The organism is Nonlabens sp. (genome assembly GCF_039941875.1).
Classification (GTDB): Bacteria; Bacteroidota; Bacteroidia; order Flavobacteriales; family Flavobacteriaceae; genus Nonlabens.
The window spans coordinates 1-17,773 of sequence record NZ_JBDVDQ010000012.1; the positions used below are offsets into that span (position 1 = coordinate 1).

Consider the following 17,773-nt stretch of genomic DNA (forward strand, 5'->3'; position numbering starts at 1 on the left):
AGAAACTAGCAGAGTGCGCCTCTCACACCACCGTGCGTACGGTTCTCGTACACGGCGGTTCACAATCCGTCTTCTTAATCGCTCTTTACACCAATTAAGACTATTCTATACTTTTACAAAGGCTACAAGTTTTCTAGGGAATCGGTCACCCTATTATAACAAAAACAATTGCTCCATTTCTAATTTCTAGAAGGATTATGTTCAGTCCTTCCTCACTTGTGAGACCTATGGAGTTATATTGCAACTCGTTTCTCGTGAGTACTATGACCTCTGCTGACTTCTCTCCTATTCCAGCTCGTGGATAGAGAGATCTCCTCCGGTAAGAGCGTTTTCTTCCCTCTAAATCCTGCCATATCTACATACAATAGTTTTGGTAATCGTTGGGCTTTGCAATTATGTGCTTACTTACCCACTACTATATGCCTCCTATATCCCCAACCGCATCACCGCTTTATTTATCAGAATGTCCACTGAACATTCTGATAAAAAAGTGTTCGTCAGTTCCAGATTTTGTAGTCTCGCTTCCTTCAGTGCTATCTTCACAAATAACCACCTTGCGACTTACTAATAGTTCCTGGCGTTACCCAAGCCTATAAGGGACTTTAACCCTCTAGAAAACTTGATCATAATTCTTAAAATAATACCTACCTTTAATCCTCATAACCATCTCTGCTCATGCGGAGCACACACACTATATATAGCAAATTGGGAGATTAGTGTTTAACCCAAAAGGTTATTGTCTATCTGCAAAGTCGCCAAATCTTTTGATTTGGTATTAAAAGAGAAAATTAAAACAAAACACAAAAGATTTGGCTTGTGACTAAACTGAAAGTAATCGCTTATTTTCTGCCCAACTTGCCATATATTTAACGTTGTAAGTAATTTAAACAACACCCTGAACCTCAACAAACAATGAGAAATAAATTCATAATTATCATTTTAGTGTTTGTATCATTTACTACTCAATCTCAAATAAAAAAAACTGAATTAGAGGAACGAAATGGAATTCAATACGAAATTGGAAAAGAAAAACCTTACACAGGAAAAGTATATACTTATTATGAAAATAATTCAAAAGAATCTCTCGCTGAATTTAAAAATGGAATTCTAAATGGAGAAATAAAAAACTGGTATTTAAGCGGAAATAAACGAGTTTCTGGAAAAATGTTAAATGCAGAAAAAGACGGAATTTGGACTGCTTGGTTTCCTAATGGGATAAAAATTAGAGAAGGCAGTTATTTAAATAATAAAGAAGAAGGAATTTTTACTTGGTGGTATGAAAACGGAAAATTAAAAAAGACAGGAAACTACAAAAATGGAATTACAAATGGTAATTGGACTTGGTACTTTGAAAATGGAAAAAAGGAATCTGAAGGTAAATTATTAAACGACAAAAATATAGGAAAATGGTTTTGGTGGAATGAAAAAGGAGAACTAATACACGAAAAAGATTTTTCAAATCAAGAAAACAAATTAAAATTTAAAAATTTAGAACAATTAATCATTGGAAAATGGGAGTATATAAAAACCATTGATAAAGAGAAGAATTCTATTCAACATACAATTAGAAAATATCCAAATGGGGAAGAAATGAAAATTGTTGCAGGTGGACCAGATATTACTATAAATAAAGATGGAACTTATGAGAAAAAATTCACTGAAAATAATACAGATTATGGAAATTGGAGATTTATATCAGAAAAAGAAATTGAATATGAAATGTTTATTCCGCGAAATTCAAGACAAGGAAAATTAATAATTCAAACTCAAAAGTTGTTACCTAATAAAAAATGGAAACAAGATGAAAATGGCAATTTTCTTGATGCATCATCTGATAGAATAATTGAAATGACTGAAAACGAAATGAAAGTTGAATATGAGAAAGATTACGTATTAATTTATAAGAAAAAGTCTGAATAAAAAACTACTTACAACAAAGAACTGTGGTAAAAAACAAGCAAATTTCACTTCATTTCTAACAAGTACACTTCTATATCGGTCTTTAAATATGGGATCTTATATCGCTATTTTATAGGTAATTCAGTATAATATTGAATTACTGTAGGTTTACTCTTTTTGTATTAAAACCTATTTAATCTACCACATCTTGTTCTATTTCAAATAAAATGAATTGGTTCAATTGTGGTCCATAAAGGCTGAAGTTATTATCGGCTACCACGACTAGAGAGCGGTTACCATTCTTAAAATCTGGACCAAAGGTGATTCCTTCTATATTATCCACCACAGCGTTAGTTAATTGATCTCTTATAGTTTCAAAATTAAAGAGCAACGTCTTAGTTACACCAGTATAGTTACTGCCTTTTAAACTTTTTATATCTCTTACATCTGTAGCATTAGTCGCATCTACGAGGTATATTTTTACCGTGTTCCCACCATCTTCATATCCCATAGCATAAGAACGTTCTAAGACTAAAAATTTATGCGTATCATATTCTACCAGCTCTACAATACCATTAACCTCAAATGTATTACCGTTAATAGCAGGACGTTCTACTTTATCTAGTGCATAAACTATTTCTTTTTCAAAATGCCCAGTTGCCTTATTGATATAAGCTATTCTCACAGGAGAGTTATTTTCTATTACAGTAGGCTCTGTACCATCTTCTTTTAAAGGCAATTCCATAGCGACCCAATATCCTTTTTTATCCAGGCTCAATGAAACACCTTCAAAAACTCCATTGTGGTATGGTCCATAACCTGCCTGGTTGCTAGGTAAAAAACGACTGGCTAGTGGTATGTCTTTTACTAACCTACCGCTAGAATCTGCTATGCGGACAAAGGGTTTTACACCTTTCTTTATATTTCCCTCGCTGGTCCAGACAAAGTTACCGTTATCATACCTTATCGACTCTGGGTCTACTGTCCCACTAGATACTTCTATTCCATTCCTATCCTTAAATTTTACAACCTTATTAATATCGATAGAATTAAAACCCTGGTGATTATAAGAAATATCCATTTTATAAAATCTAGGCTGGTCAGGATCATCACTTATAGCGTACCAGGCACCATCTGCATAATCTATACCTGACAGGCCTCCTACTCTAGTATTATCAAAATCGGTAGCATCTGGCAGTACATACTCATCTATAAATTTTAAATGAATAGATGTCTCTGCAGATTTTGATTTGGTGCTATCACCACAAGAAGCCACCATCATTAAAATAAGAAATACTAAAAAGGTTTTTGTTAGTTGAATCATACTGGTGTTTTAAAGAAACTAAAGTCTCTATTCCCTAATTTAATCTTTATCTTAATTATTATACGTAACCATGCACTGAAAAAATCTTTACGTGCAATGCAAACGAGAGGTTATAAATGCCAAAGGTACTACCTTACTACCATGATTTTAAAATTTGACATTACATTACCTCAGCACTATCTACTAGAATAACTTATTTCTATAGCACACAAATTGGTTTCATAGTCTCTTAAAAGATGCTACCTTTCATAACCTATAACCCTATACTTTAAAATTAAAATATCTTACTTTTAAACATCCTAGTATTAATATCCAGAACATCGTGCAAGCGAGTTAACAAAACGATACTTGAATAAACCGAATTCTACAGAATTTTACATCCATGCGCATTATTAAACAAATTCTTATTTACCTATTATGGTATCTACTAGCACTATTTTTTGGTTTTTTGCACATGCGCATCATGCTAGGACCACAACCAGTTTATAATGATAGCTATCTATCCATATTGAACTGGTTATATGAGGTAGCTTTAATAGTTAGCACGAGTATAATGGGCAGCACTATCGCTGTTCTATTTATTCTTTTGGACCTCTTTTATTTACGCAAAAAACTGTCAGGAAACCCACGTCACCTCATCATACGCATAGCTATTATGATAGCCATAACTCTCATGGTAATTGGTTTACATTATTTATACAATTATATATTTGATGTAGCCTAGTTGCTTTTTGAGATTATTTATAGATGGATGTTTATCTCGCTTTCGCGAAAGCGGAACCTTTAAAAAAAATCACTTTATGTTGTTCTAAGAAGTTAACGATAACTTAATCTAACTATAACATTGCCACAACAACACATGACTAGTTTTGAAAAAAACTATTATGCGTAATACTTACCTCGTGCTAGCTGTGATCTTAACAGTTTTATACGCGTGTACAACAGATAGAGACTTTGAAATAGAGAGCATCACGGCTCCTGAAGACCCTACTTTTGAATTAGTACATTACTGGAATTTTAATGATACGGCTGCTCTTATTACTCCTACTCAAAGTATAGGTGGTGCTGGAATATCGTATGCGGGAGACCGTTTTGATGATGTAGATGACTCTACTGTGTTAAATGTGAGAGGTACTGACGAGGCAGGAGATGCATTGCGATTAAGAAATCCCTCTGGAGATTTTATTGTAGACTTACCTACTACTGGTTATCAAGATGCTATTGTTACTTATGCTACAAAGAGATCTGGAAGCGGTGCACAACAGCAAACATTTTCTTATACCACTGATGGTACTAATTATACTCAAGCAGGATTAGATAATACCAGCTATGGTATTACAGAGACTTATGTCTTGCGTCAGTTTGATTTTTCGGCTATCGCAGATGCTGATAACAATCCTAATTTTAAAATTAAAATTGAATTTAATATTAGTGCAGATGGTACATCTGGAAATTCACGTTTTGACAATTTTACTCTAGATGCTATACCTGCTGGAGGTGGCAGTGTAGAAACGTCTGAATTATTCCATTACTGGAATTTTAATGATGATACAGATCTAATTACTCTTATAACACCTAATGTAGGTGATGGTAGTTTATCCTATTTCGGTGCTACTTATGACGATGTGGATGGTAGTGATATCAATGCGAGAAACATGGCTGGGGCAGGAAAAGGGCTGAGATTGCGCAACCCTTCTGGAGATTTAATAATGAATATACCTACGACTGGACGTAAAAACATTGAGCTCAAATTTGCCGTGACACGTTCTGGTAGCGGTTCTCAAGATTTTACCATTTCTTATACCACAGATGGTACAACATATATAGATACTGGAATCTCTCCATCTACTTTTACTATTATAGAATCTTATGAATTGAGAGAATTTGATTTTACAGGAATAGCAGGTGTAGATAACAATCCTAACTTTAAAGTAAAATTAAGTTTTGACAACACCAGTAGTACGGCTACTAGTGGTAATAGTCGTTTTGATAATTTAAGTGTAGAAGGAGAAGTGGATAACAGTACTCCACAAGCATCTAACTCTCGATTTGAATTATTTCAATATTGGAATTTTAATGATGATACCGACTTAGTTACCTTAATCACACCTAATGTAGGTAGTGGAACATTAGAATACAGTGGAGCATCCTTTGACGATGTAGGCGGTAGTGATATTAATGCCAGAAACATGGATGCTGATGGTAGAGCATTGCGACTAAGAAACCCTAGTGGTGATTTTATTATGAATCTTCCTTCTACTGGATATGAGAATCTATCACTCAAATTTGCAGTGACACGATCTGGTAGTGGTTCTCAAACTTTTCAAATAGCCTATACCGTAGATGGTACAAATTATATCGATACTGGTATAAGTCCAACTACGTACACAGTGATAGAAGATTATGAACTACGAGAGTTTGACTTTAGCGCTATAACTGCGGTAAATAACAATGCAAATTTTAAGGTGAAAATTACCTTTGATGCAACTAGTGCTGCGGCTACTAGTGGTAACAGTCGTTTTGATAATCTTACTCTAGAAGGAGATACTTTATAGATCTTATCATCCAGATAATTTAATAAAAAGAAAACATGAATAAAATAGTAATAACTGTCTTAGGGATGGTATTATGTTTCTCGAGCATGTATGCGCAAGAAACAATAAAATTAAAACCTACGGACAAAAAGAGTATTGATGTTCCAGAACCGTCTGATATAGCTTATAGTAGTGATGGGAAATCTCTCTTTGTAGTAAGTGATAATGGTTACTTATTTGAAACAGACTTAGAAGGAACCATTTTACGTAAGGCAGATTATCAAGGTCTCGATGATGAGGCAGTTTATGCAAATGATTCCCACGTTTATGTAGTAGAAGAATATAGTCGTAAAATAAAAATGTTTCGTCTACCTGATTTGACTCTAGAAAAAACGGTCGCTATTCCATATAGTGGAGGAAGAAATAAGGCATATGAAGGTTTTACTTATAATAAAGCAAAAGGAGTTTTTTCTCTCTTTGTTGAGAAAGATCCTCTTTATGTTTTTGAACTGAATGAAAAGTTAGAAAAGGTAAATGAAATTAATCTAGGCGATCTAGCCAGAGATATATCTGCAGCTACATATTATGATAATTATTTATGGCTATTAAGTGATGAAGATCGTACCATTTTTAAAGTGAACCCTACCGATTATACCGTTGTTGCTCAATGGGTAATTCCTGTTTTAAATGCAGAAGGTCTAGCCTTTGATAAGAATGGGGATTTTATTGTGGCGTCTGACGCGTTGCAAAGGTTATATTATTTCAACAATCCAGAAAACAACCAGTAATGAAAAATACAGTTTACCTACTCTTCATTCTAGTGACTGGAAGTATTGCACAAGCTCAATTATCGATCTCTAGTGGAGAACACAATCTAGAAATATCTGCAAGACTCTCCACCTATTATAACCAACGTTTTTTAAATCCTGGAGAAGAAGAACGTGATAAAAACAGATTTAAATTAAGAGATGCGCAACTCATTATAGAAGGGCGTATTAAAAACGATTGGGAATATGAAGTGCAAGTAGATTTTGCTGACATAGGTGCTAATAGTTCTACTGATATAGATCCTGCAAATCCTGGTTTAATGGACGCCTTTGTAACCTATAAAGGTTTTGACCCTTTTAATATTAAAGTAGGTTATAGCAAACTACCTTATTCTAGAAGTTCTCTTACTCCATTTCCCTACTCTACTTACTGGCAACGTGCACAAGTAGTGCGTGGTGACATATTTAGTCGTAGAGATGTAGGGATCACCCTTTATAAAGATTTATGGAAGAAACGCATTAATGCTTATGCAGGAATGTATACAGGTCTAGGAGAAGCCTCTATAAGTGGTGATAACGATGCGAGTGGTAATCCTGAATTTATAGGAAGAGTTGATTTATCTTATCCTGCACCTATGAAATACCGTCAGGTAGACTATGTGCACACGCCTATACCTTTATTTTCAATAGGTGTAAATGGTCGTTATTCTAATAAGAATTTACCAGAAGGAGAAGTTTTTCCAGAAGGTGCAACTGGAGAATATGGACTAAAACTTATAGACGGTAAAAAATATACCTATGGTATGGATCTTACCTTTCAATACATGGGTTTTTCAGGTCAGTTTGAAATTCATCAGGTTAATGCACAACCGCAAAATGAAAACGATCCTTTATTCTTAGGTCTTACTCCAGAGCAAACAGATGGTAAAGTCCTTGCTGGAGGGTACTTCTCTGAAGTTAACTACTTCTTTAAAAAACAAAAAACAATTGTATCAGTACGTTATGAACAACTAGACCTTAACGATCTTAATCAAGGAGATTCAAAAAGAATGTCTGCAGCAATAGCTTATCAGCTCAAAGGTTTTAATGCCATGGTAAAATTGCAATATTTCAATAATCTTAATCAGCAAGAAAGTCTCGATCCTCTAGACTGGAATGAACAAGTAAGGTTAGGCTTACAATTCAATCTATAGAAAACACCTGTTTCATAAAAAGCTTCAAACACCTATTATTTGAAGCTTTTTTTGTTTTTTAAACATAAGTTATAGCTTGCAAATTCTATAAAAGGAGCTTACATTTTTTTAGTCTCGCTTTCGCGAAAGCGGAACTAAAACCAAAACCCCAACCATTTAAAAACTCTATACCTAGCACCAAATCTTGTGCTACTGTTTACCTCTAGACCATTCTCTCAAAATGCTCTAAATAAAAACCAAGTAAGAAACAAAAGCGCGACGAAAAGAAATAAATGATATCTATTCAGAAATTATTGACTTCTTAAATTGTTGTGGTGTCATTAATTCCATTTTCTTAAACTGTCTATTAAAATAACTGGTATTGTTAAATCCAGATTTAAAGGCTATCTCTGACATCCTAAAATCTTCAGAACTCTTAATGAGCTTTTTAGAAAACTTAATCTTCTCAGAATTGATGTAATCGATGGGAGATATACCTAGTGTATTCTTAAACTGCTTGTGAAAGTTAGAGGTGCTCATGTAAGCCTTTTTGGCAAGTAGATCTACATTTATATCCTTATTAGTCAGATTATCTTTAATAAATTTTATAACCGTACCTATTCTAGTATCATTAAAAATTTGATGAGGATCGTTAATGATCAGCGACTTTGCCTTAGTCTGTAACAATCGTACTATCAACTCTTGAATCATTAAATCTAGCAATACATCCTTAGACTTATTGTTATTAGTAAACGTGTAGGTAAGGCGTTCTATTAGGTGATTTACATCTGTATTATTAATTAAATGAGAGGCAGTATGGTCTAGATCCCAATTATTATTCTCATTTTCTATGGCCACATGCTGATTGAACTTTTCTACGACCTCATTAATCTTAAAAGCATCTATACCCAGTGCGAGACACTGTGTAGGATTATCGCTAGTAGCAATAGGGAAATCTATGACCATCTCTTTTTGAGTAGGCATTACTACAGACTCTCCAGGAAAAAAATCAAAAGATTCAAAACCATCTAGATGCATCACTTTCTTACCGGTGAGCATACTGGCTATTATAGGAAAATCAAACGTGAGCGATACTTTCTCTGCAAAGGCATGGGTTTCATAAACATTAAGCTCTGCATAGTCAGCATTATACGTCGTCCTATTCTCTACGAGAGTAGTGAGTTTTCTTACGTTATTATGTTGATTTAAAATGGGCTTCATACTCAATATTACAAAATTTTAGAACAAGAATTGCTAAATAATAGATATGTTCAAATTTTTGATCTATATGTTCAATAAAATTAGGATATGATAAAATAACTTTATCAAAAATAAAGATAACACAATCTTTAAGAGTAAATATTAACTAATTACTAATTAAATACATATTCTCATGAGTTATTCAAAACCTAAGTTTAAAGAAAAGTATTCTAATTTTATCAATGGAAAATTTGTCGCACCACTGGGTGGACAATATTTTGACAACACCTCTCCTATTGATAACAGCCTTATAGCCCAATACCCTAGATCACAAAAAGAAGATGTAGAACTAGCACTAGATGCAGCAAATGCAGCAAAGGAAGCTTGGGGAAACACGTCGGCAACAGAGCGTTCTAATTTATTAAATAAAGTAGCCGATATCATAGAAGCAAATCTTGAAGAATTTGCGATAGTAGAAACTTGCGATAATGGTAAACCGATACGTGAGACTTTAAATGCAGACATACCACTTGCTATAGATCACTGGCGTTATTTTGCTGCCTGTATACGATCTGAAGAAGGAAGCGCGTCAGAGCTAGACCAGCACACCTTATCCATGAATATCAAAGAACCTCTAGGTGTTATAGGACAAATTATACCTTGGAATTTCCCTTTACTCATGTTATCGTGGAAATTACCACCAGCACTAGTAACAGGTAATTGCGTAGTTTTAAAACCTGCAGAACAAACACCATCTAGTGCGACATTATTAATGGAAAAAATAGCCGATGTCTTTCCTCCAGGAGTAATCAATATTGTACATGGTTTTGGTCCTGAAGCAGGTAAACCTCTAGCCTCTAGCGCAAAGGTGGATAAGGTTGCATTTACAGGAGAAACTACAACAGGACAGTTAATCATGCAGTATGCGTCTAAAAACTTAAATCCTGTAACTATGGAACTGGGTGGTAAATCGCCTAATGTATTCTTTAACTCTGTTATGGATCATGACGATGCTTATCTAGACAAAGCTGTAGAAGGTGCTGTACTGTTTGCTTTTAACAAAGGTGAAGTATGTACCTGCCCATCTAGATTACTCGTACAAGAAGATATATATGATGCTTTTATGGAACGTGTAGTGGCTAGAACTAATGCTATTATACAAGGTAATCCATATGAACTCGCTACACAAGTAGGTGCGCAGGCATCTAAAGATCAATATGAGAAAATACAATCTTACTTTAAAATAGGTAAAGAAGAAGGTGCCAAAGTATTAACTGGTGGAGATGCTAACCATCTAGAAGGTAATCTAGCAGAAGGTTATTACATACAACCTACCATACTAGAAGGACATAATAAGATGCGTGTTTTTCAAGAAGAGATCTTCGGTCCTGTTCTATGTGTGACAAAATTTAAAGATGAAGCCGAGGCTATAGAAATAGCAAACGATACGCTTTATGGTCTAGGTGCTGGAGTATGGACTCGTGATGCACACCAATTATATCAAATACCTAGAGCGATAAAAGCTGGACGTGTATGGGTGAACTGTTATCATGCTTATCCTGCACATGCTCCATTTGGTGGTTATAAGAAGTCAGGTTTCGGTAGAGAAAACCATGTAATGATGTTGAATTATTACAGACAGACTAAAAACATGCTTATCTCTTATGATAAGAACAAATTAGGCTTCTTTTAGGAACAAATATTAAATAATTTAAAAGGCTGGATGATCAAAAGTCCGGCCTTTTTTTAATCATTTCAATTATGCAAAGAATAGCAATAACACCAGAAGCAACTAAGATTTTAGAACAATTAAAGGAAAAACACGGCGAGTTAATATTTCATCAAAGTGGTGGCTGTTGTGATGGGTCTGCTCCTATGGTTTTTGAAAAAGGAGATATGTACCTAGACGATAGCGATGTACTCTTAGGTACTTTAAATGATGTTAATTTTTATATGAATCAAGATCAATTTGAATACTGGAAACACACGCATTTAACCGTAGATATTACAGAAGGTCGTGGTGCAAGTTTCTCACTAGAAATACCGTTAGGATTGCGATTTTTTATTCACTCAAGACTTTTAACTAAAGAAGAAAGAGTTGCTTTAAATCAGTAAAATAGGATAACAAAAAGAATGTTAATACACTTCATAAAGCCAGGTTACGATAACGCCTTTACCTGGTTCTAATGTGGTGCGTATTAATAAAGTCTCCTTCTTTACTTTAAAGTTAAATGGTGCATCAGTTAAAATAGTACCACTCTTCTTTTTAAGACGTATGCCTTGACCTGATATGATGTCTTTATTGGCTATAAAATCCTCGTCAGGTAAATGTTCGGTTAGAATAACGTATTTATAAATTTGTAACTTCCTAACGATAGAGGAAACTTCATGATTAGATAGGTGTTGTAAAACCTGTCTAACAATCACGCAATTTGCTGCTGGTAATGGATCTACGGCAATATCTAAACAGTGAAATTCTAGGTTATCCTGTTTAAAGTTGGCTTTGTTATATTCTATAAGGTCATTTACTATATCTACAGCTTCATACTTCTTTACGTATGGAAGAAGTTGTTTTCCTATATTAAAATCGCCACAACCTAAATCGCATACCGTTATAGATTCCTCAAATGATTTTAAAAATGAAGTAACCGCATTAATATATGGTGTCACAATATGTAAATCATGAGAACCGTCTCCAGAATAAAATGGAGAACTATTGCCACCCCATAAATTCTTTTCATAAACCTGGTCCATAGCCATTCTAGTAGGCCATGGTGTTTTAGTTCTTTTGATCTTTTCTTCTTTCATAATTTTAAACTACAACCACTACTCTATCGATACATTTTTAAATTAGAGATTTACCTCCAATTGATCTTCATAAAATTTTTATTCTGAATGAAATCGGAAGGTATTTTTTCAAGAATTTCATTTCTTAATCCTTCTATTAAAATGTCTTTAGAAAAAGAATGATGTGTCACTATACTTACTTCTCTTATAGGTTTAGGCTCTTCAAAATGAATGCTACATCCTGCATCTTTAGGATGTATAGCCATTTCTGGTACTAAGGTGTATCCTCCATAATTATCTACCATTTTCTTTAAAGCCTCTATAGAACCACTCTGAAATTTTATGCTCTTGTTATTATTTGTGTTATTACAAATATTTAAAACTTGATTTCTAAAACAGTGTCCATTTTCTAATAACCAAACGTTTTCTATATTTTCAATTTCTTGTGTGGTGACACTTGACTTATTGTTGAGCATGTCATCACTCTGTCCATAAAACACAAAGGGTTCATTATACATCTTAATTTCTCTAATAGATGGCTCGTTTAATGGGGTAACTAAAATACCTAAATCAATTTCTTTTTTTTGCAGCCCAGCGATAATATCGTCTGATTGCATTTCTTTTATTTTAAGGACCGCATTAGGATATTTATCTGAAAAAGAACCTGAAATGAGCGGTATGAGATATGGTGAAATGGTAGGTATAATTCCCATTCTATATTCTCCATCTATATTATTAAGTTCTGTAGTCACCATATTTTTGAGATCGCCTACTTCTCGTAAAATAATTTTGGCCTTTTGAATAAACATGACACCTAATTCTGTAGGTTGAAATGGAGATTTTCTTTTATCAAAAATGGAAAAACCTATCTCGTCTTCTAATTTTTTAACTTGTATAGTAATAGTCGGTTGGGTTACAAAACATTTATCTGCAGCGGTTACAAAATGCCTGTAGGTATCAAGAGCAACCACGTATTCTAATTGTTGTAAAGTCATTTTATTAATTTAATCAATACAAATATAAAAACTATTAATTTGATTAATGAGTTAAACGCTCAGATATTTGCCATCTCAATTAACAACGTAATAATAAAGATGAAAAAAATAATTACTTTAATCGCAATTTCCATAAGCTTGATAGCTGCTGCACAAAACAGTACAGAAAGCACTATGACTACTAACAACGGCGCTCCTGTAGGTGATAATCAAAATTCTAAAACTGTAGGAGAATATGGTCCTGTTTTATTAGAAGATATACATCTAGTAGAAAAGCTAGCTGCCTTTGATAGAGAGCGTATACCAGAAAGAGTGGTACACCCAAGAGGTGCAGGTGCATCAGGATACTTTGAAGCAACCAAAGACATGTCTGACTATACCAAAGCAGTATTATTTTCTAATGCTGGTAAAAAGACAGATCTAGCCGTACGTTTTTCTACAGTAATACATGGAAAAGGATCTCCAGAAACGGCTAGAGACCCACGTGGATTTGCTGTGAAATTTTATACAGAACAAGGTAATTATGATATCGTAGGGAATAATCTACCGATATTCTTTATCAGAGATGCCATTAAGTTCCCAGACATGGTACATTCTTTAAAACCATCTCCGGTGACCAATAAGCAAGATCCTAATAGAATTTTTGACTTCTTTTCAAATGTTCCAGAAGCGACACACATGTTTACAAGACTTTATACCGATTTAGGGATTCCTAAAGGATACCAATTTATGAATGGTAGCAGTGTACACGGTTATAAATGGATTAATAAATCTGGAAAAGTAACTTATGTAAAGTACTCGTGGGTTTCTAAGCAAGGAGAAAAAAACCTAACTATTGAAGAAGCTGCTGCACAACAAGGTAAAGACTGGCAACATGCTACAGTAAGTTTACGTAAAGATATAGCAGACGGTAATTTCCCTCAATGGGATTTATATGTTCAAATGATAGAGCCTAAAGACCTACACTCATTTGATTTCTGGCCACTAGATGCGACAAAAGACTGGCCTGCAGATAAGATTGAAAAAATCAAGATCGGGACAATGACTTTAAACCAGAATCCGATTAACTATTTTGAGCAAGTGGAGAGCATTGCGTTTTCGCCTGGAGCGTTAATACCAGGAGTAGAACCATCTGAAGATAAGTTACTACAAGGTAGATTATTCTCTTACTTTGATACACAAAGACATAGATTAGGTCCTAATTTCCAACAATTAACGATTAATAAACCTTTAGAAGAACCTAACAATTATAACTCTGACAGTTGGGGTAGTTATGGTAATAAAAGGTTTAAAAATCCTGATGTAAACTACCAGCCTAGTACAAAAGTAGATTTAAAAGAAGATGCCCAATACAAGCAATCTGAAACAACTCTGTCTAACGTTACTATTACACAAAAGAAAATTACAAAGACTAATGACTTTGCACAAGCAGGTGATTTTTATAGATCACTATCAAAAGGAGAACAAGATAATTTAATCAAAAACCTAGCTGGAGATTTAGGACAGGTAACTGACAGAACTATCAAGATGAAGATGATTACCTTTTTCTACAAAGCAGACAGAAATTATGGTATGAGAGTCGCTGAAGCTCTAGGTTTCTCTGCTAAAGACTTTAGAAATTAAAAATTAATTATAAAAAGAGGATGGATCAAAACGTCCTCTTTTTTATCTCAATTATTATGAAACATTCCATAACATTAATCCTATTAATTATGACTGCAACCATAAACGCACAGTCCATTTTTGAATACTCAAGAAATGGAGATATAAAAAACTTAGAAGCACTTTATCAGATTAGTAACGACACCATTAATAGTGTTGATAGCAAAGGTTTTACTCCTTTAATATTATCTGGCTATAATAATCAAACGGAAACAGTTTCCTTTCTTATTAATAAAGGAGCTGATCTCGATGCAAAAGATCTATCTGGTAACACCGCATTAATGGGGGTTTGTTTTAAAGGGAGTTTTGAAATCGCTAAAACACTTATCGATAATGGCGCAGATGTTAATCAGCAAAATTTTAACGACGCAACAGCATTGATATATGCCAGCACTTTTGGACATACTGAAATCGTAAAATATTTACTAGCGCATAAAGCAGATAAGACTATTCTAGACAATAGAGGGAACACGGCACTTAAACATGCTCAAATGCAAGGTAACACAGACATTGTAGAACTATTAAAATAAAATTACTTAGTTAAATTAGTTATGTTTTTTCACAATTAAGTAAAGAAAAGCTCTAGATATCTAGAGCTTTTTGCATTTATAACTTTTAACTACGTCTTTGTTTTTTACGTCTTTTCACACGCCATGACATGATAATTTATAACAATTATCTAACTACATATTAATCCTTTGTAAATTTTAATACCACCACCATATGCATTCACAATAACCCTATCACTTATAAGCATTGTGGTTATCTATAGGTCTTTTTTAATGCCGTAACTTTGTTGTTTCTAATAATAACATCCTTATATCTTAAATGAAGCGGTAAGTTTCTAAAAATATTAAGGGATGTCATTCAATAAAAAAGACCCATATGGAATCAGCTGACTTAATGAACATCATTCAAGGAATTCCCAAGGCAGAACTTCATTTACATATAGAAGGTAGTTTTGAACCTGAATTAATGTTTCAAATAGCCAAAAGAAATAATATCACTCTTGACTATGAATCTATAGATGCTTTAAAAAAAGCCTATAAATTTAATAACCTACAAGAGTTTCTAGATATCTATTATACAGGTGCTCAAGTGCTTTTAAAAGAAGAAGATTTTTATGATCTTACCTGGGCTTATCTTACTAAAGTACACAGTCAGAATGTGGTGCATGTGGAGGTCTTTTTTGACCCACAAACACATACAGAAAGAGGTGTTGATTTTAAAGTAGCTATTACTGGTATTTATAAAGCTCTAGAAAAAGCTAAGGAAGAATTACATATATCTTATCGATTAATCATGTCCTATTTAAGGCACATGACAGAAGAAGAAGCATTTAAAACTCTTGAAGAATCCTTACCATTTAAAGACTGGATTCATGGTGTAGGCCTGGACTCTTCTGAGGTAGGAAATCCTCCTAGTAAATTTAAAGAGGTCTTTAAGGCGTCTGCAGCACACGGTTATAAACTTGTTGCTCATGCAGGAGAAGAGGGCCCAGCCGACTATATCTGGGAAGCTCTAGATGTTCTTAATGTGGTAAGAATAGATCATGGTAATAGATGTTTAAGTGATGACGCGCTGGTAGAAAGGTTGTTAAAAGATAACATGGCACTTACCTTGTGTCCTTTGAGTAATCTGGAACTTAAAGTAATAGATCAACTAGAGGACCATCCTGTTGCAAAAATGCTGGATAAAGGTATTCTAGCAACCATACATTCTGACGACCCTGCTTACTTTGGCGGTTATATGAATGAAAATTATTATGAAACGGCTAAGGCTTTAAACCTAACTAATGATCAATTACAGCAACTGGCTATAAACGCATTTGAGGCAAGCTGGTTAAGTGATAGTGATAAGCAAAAGCATATCACCGATGTTAAAAATTATTTCCTCTCATTAAACTAAAATAGATCGATTGCTCTACATTTAATAGTGCTCTACTCTATTTTCAGAAAGTGGATATCATAAAAAAGGCTCACATATCTGTGAGCCTTTTTTCTATACCATATAGGTTGTGAAATATTATTTATTGACTTTAAAACTAGCTCTTTCTAGCTCTATTTTACTCAACAACTCCAATTGATCTTTCTCAAAAAGGTCATCCATATTAAATAGCTCAGGATCTATTTTTGCCGATTTATAATTATTGTAATCCTGTATAATTACACCGTTTTTGTTTCTACGGTTTACGCTTTCGCGAAAGCGATAACCACATTCTTCTTCACAGTAAGAATAAGCTAGGTAATCGATAAGGTGGTCTTGCTGGTTGATCCAGTAAACAAAAACATCTTCATGATCTTCTCCACCACCTTCTTCGTTAAAGGTAACTTCTATTTCATGATATGCCTTTCCCTTAATAGTGTCTTGACCTATATATTTTAAGTTGATGGCATCACCATCTAGGCTGTAAGGAAGCTGTGCAAAGTATATAACAGAGTTAAGACTAGCACTGTATCGCTGGGATAAAGAGTCTGGTAAGTTAATCTTAGCATCATTGCTATAACGGTAAAAACCACTGTTATTAAGTCTATCTAGAATCGCGTCTTCACCTATCGTTAAATGACGTTCATAATTATAATTACCGCCTTCTCTTTTTACAGAATAATCTATGCCTCTAAATGTAAAATCTAGCTTTCCTTGTGCTGCAAGGTCTGTTCCATGAGCTTTCATGGTTTCCATCATAATAGATCGAGGGTCTGGTGTATTAGAATCGCAAGAAATAAGAATAGCTGCGCTGCAAATAAATAGTAAAAAAATCTTTCTCATTTCACAAAGATATAAGAGAATCCCTAAAGGATTAAGGTATATTTGTCCTTTAATTATGGATTTTAAGAACAAAATAGAGATCAAGAATCGTAAAGCGCGATTTGAATACGAGATTCTTGATAAATACACGGCTGGTATTGTACTAGCAGGAACTGAGATAAAAGCTATACGATTAGGTAAAGCTAGTATCGCCGAGGGTTTTTGCGAGTTCAAAAACGATGAATTGTTTATTATTAATATGACAGTTCAAGAATATTCTCATGCTACATATTTTAATCATGCGCCTAAACAAGAACGTAAATTACTTCTTAACCGTAAAGAATTAAAAAAGCTACAGAAAGGAGTTCTTAATTCTGGTAATACTATTGTACCACTGCGCTTATTTGTTAATCAAAAAGGTCTAGCCAAAATAGATATTGCTCTAGCAAAAGGTAAAAAATTACACGACAAAAGAGAAACTCTTAAAGATCGTGATAATAAAAAACGCCTGGATCAGATTAAAAAAGAATTCAGAACATAACAGTTCTATATTTTGTTTCATTTATTTTTCTAGAATCAACCATCACCGTACCAAACCCTTTTGGTTTGCAACTGCGTTACATAACCTGTTTTCCCTTCGGCTGAAGGGAAAGGCTGGATAGAGATAGGATTACAATATTGTAGT

Annotated in this window: 16 protein-coding genes; 11 read left to right on the plus strand and 5 right to left on the minus strand. The window is 34.0% G+C overall.

The features are described 5' to 3' along the window. Positions 1 to 912: 912 nt before the first annotated feature. Positions 913 to 1,920 carry a toxin-antitoxin system YwqK family antitoxin gene (locus ABJF08_RS06995; protein ID WP_348115376.1) on the plus strand — a complete coding sequence of 336 codons (1,008 nt, stop codon included), beginning with the start codon at positions 913 to 915 and terminating at the stop codon, positions 1,918 to 1,920. Between the two features lie 172 nt (positions 1,921 to 2,092). On the opposite strand, the gene ABJF08_RS07000 is transcribed toward ABJF08_RS06995, so the two are convergent. Next, on the minus strand, positions 2,093 to 3,223 hold the full coding sequence (locus ABJF08_RS07000; protein WP_348115377.1) for an esterase-like activity of phytase family protein: 1,131 nt from the start codon (positions 3,221 to 3,223) through the stop codon (positions 2,093 to 2,095). 382 nt (positions 3,224 to 3,605) lie between these two features. On the opposite strand from ABJF08_RS07000, the gene ABJF08_RS07005 reads away from it, so the two are divergent. The 4 genes from ABJF08_RS07005 to ABJF08_RS07020 all read left to right on the plus strand — a co-directional run bounded on the left by ABJF08_RS07005 (position 3,606) and on the right by ABJF08_RS07020 (position 7,717). After that, positions 3,606 to 3,947: a hypothetical protein gene (locus ABJF08_RS07005; RefSeq protein ID WP_348115378.1), complete on the plus strand. Its 342-nt coding sequence runs from the start codon at positions 3,606 to 3,608 to the stop codon at positions 3,945 to 3,947. Positions 3,948 to 4,107: 160 nt separating this feature from the next. Further along, the gene (locus tag ABJF08_RS07010; protein ID WP_348115379.1) at positions 4,108 to 5,778 is read left to right on the plus strand and encodes a hypothetical protein; all 1,671 of its coding nucleotides are present in this window, start codon (positions 4,108 to 4,110) and stop codon (positions 5,776 to 5,778) included. A 35-nt stretch (positions 5,779 to 5,813) separates the two neighbouring features. Next, positions 5,814 to 6,545, plus strand: a complete 732-nt coding sequence (locus ABJF08_RS07015; protein ID WP_348115380.1) for an SdiA-regulated domain-containing protein — start codon at positions 5,814 to 5,816, stop codon at positions 6,543 to 6,545. Continuing rightward, complete coding sequence (locus tag ABJF08_RS07020) at positions 6,545 to 7,717, plus strand: porin (RefSeq protein ID WP_348115381.1); 1,173 nt, start codon at positions 6,545 to 6,547, stop codon at positions 7,715 to 7,717. The genes ABJF08_RS07015 and ABJF08_RS07020 overlap by 1 nt, the downstream gene beginning before the upstream one ends. Before the next feature lie 279 nt (positions 7,718 to 7,996). Here ABJF08_RS07020 and ABJF08_RS07025 read toward each other — a convergent pair whose 3' ends face one another. Continuing rightward, positions 7,997 to 8,917, minus strand: a complete 921-nt coding sequence (locus tag ABJF08_RS07025; RefSeq protein WP_348115382.1) for an AraC family transcriptional regulator — start codon at positions 8,915 to 8,917, stop codon at positions 7,997 to 7,999. Positions 8,918 to 9,089: 172 nt separating this feature from the next. Here ABJF08_RS07025 and ABJF08_RS07030 point away from each other — a divergent pair, with 172 nt between their 5' ends. Beyond that, positions 9,090 to 10,589: an aldehyde dehydrogenase family protein gene (locus ABJF08_RS07030; protein ID WP_348115383.1), complete on the plus strand. Its 1,500-nt coding sequence runs from the start codon at positions 9,090 to 9,092 to the stop codon at positions 10,587 to 10,589. Positions 10,590 to 10,657: 68 nt separating this feature from the next. Further along, positions 10,658 to 11,011, plus strand: a complete 354-nt coding sequence (locus tag ABJF08_RS07035; RefSeq protein WP_348115384.1) for a DUF779 domain-containing protein — start codon at positions 10,658 to 10,660, stop codon at positions 11,009 to 11,011. A 21-nt stretch (positions 11,012 to 11,032) separates the two neighbouring features. On the opposite strand, the gene ABJF08_RS07040 is transcribed toward ABJF08_RS07035, so the two are convergent. Both ABJF08_RS07040 and ABJF08_RS07045 read right to left on the minus strand, forming a co-directional pair. Beyond that, complete coding sequence (locus ABJF08_RS07040; RefSeq protein ID WP_348115386.1) at positions 11,033 to 11,704, minus strand: class I SAM-dependent methyltransferase; 672 nt, start codon at positions 11,702 to 11,704, stop codon at positions 11,033 to 11,035. Positions 11,705 to 11,754: 50 nt separating this feature from the next. Beyond that, entirely contained in the window at positions 11,755 to 12,678 is a 924-nt protein-coding gene (locus ABJF08_RS07045; protein WP_348115387.1) for a LysR substrate-binding domain-containing protein, read from the minus strand. Between the two features lie 99 nt (positions 12,679 to 12,777). On the opposite strand from ABJF08_RS07045, the gene ABJF08_RS07050 reads away from it, so the two are divergent. The 3 genes from ABJF08_RS07050 (at position 12,778) to ABJF08_RS07060 (ending at position 16,248) form a co-directional block, all read left to right on the plus strand. Continuing rightward, a complete protein-coding gene (locus ABJF08_RS07050) occupies positions 12,778 to 14,301 on the plus strand; it encodes a catalase (RefSeq protein ID WP_348115388.1) in 1,524 nt (507 codons plus the stop codon). 56 nt (positions 14,302 to 14,357) lie between these two features. Next, positions 14,358 to 14,870, plus strand: a complete 513-nt coding sequence (locus tag ABJF08_RS07055; RefSeq protein ID WP_348115390.1) for an ankyrin repeat domain-containing protein — start codon at positions 14,358 to 14,360, stop codon at positions 14,868 to 14,870. A 355-nt stretch (positions 14,871 to 15,225) separates the two neighbouring features. After that, the gene (locus tag ABJF08_RS07060) at positions 15,226 to 16,248 is read left to right on the plus strand and encodes an adenosine deaminase (RefSeq protein ID WP_348115391.1); all 1,023 of its coding nucleotides are present in this window, start codon (positions 15,226 to 15,228) and stop codon (positions 16,246 to 16,248) included. 117 nt (positions 16,249 to 16,365) lie between these two features. Here ABJF08_RS07060 and ABJF08_RS07065 read toward each other — a convergent pair whose 3' ends face one another. Then, positions 16,366 to 17,109, minus strand: a complete 744-nt coding sequence (locus tag ABJF08_RS07065) for a DUF6503 family protein (protein ID WP_348115392.1) — start codon at positions 17,107 to 17,109, stop codon at positions 16,366 to 16,368. Positions 17,110 to 17,164: 55 nt separating this feature from the next. Here ABJF08_RS07065 and smpB point away from each other — a divergent pair, with 55 nt between their 5' ends. Continuing rightward, entirely contained in the window at positions 17,165 to 17,629 is a 465-nt protein-coding gene (gene smpB, locus ABJF08_RS07070) for an SsrA-binding protein SmpB (RefSeq protein ID WP_348115393.1), read from the plus strand. The last annotated feature ends 144 nt before the right edge of the window (positions 17,630 to 17,773 follow it).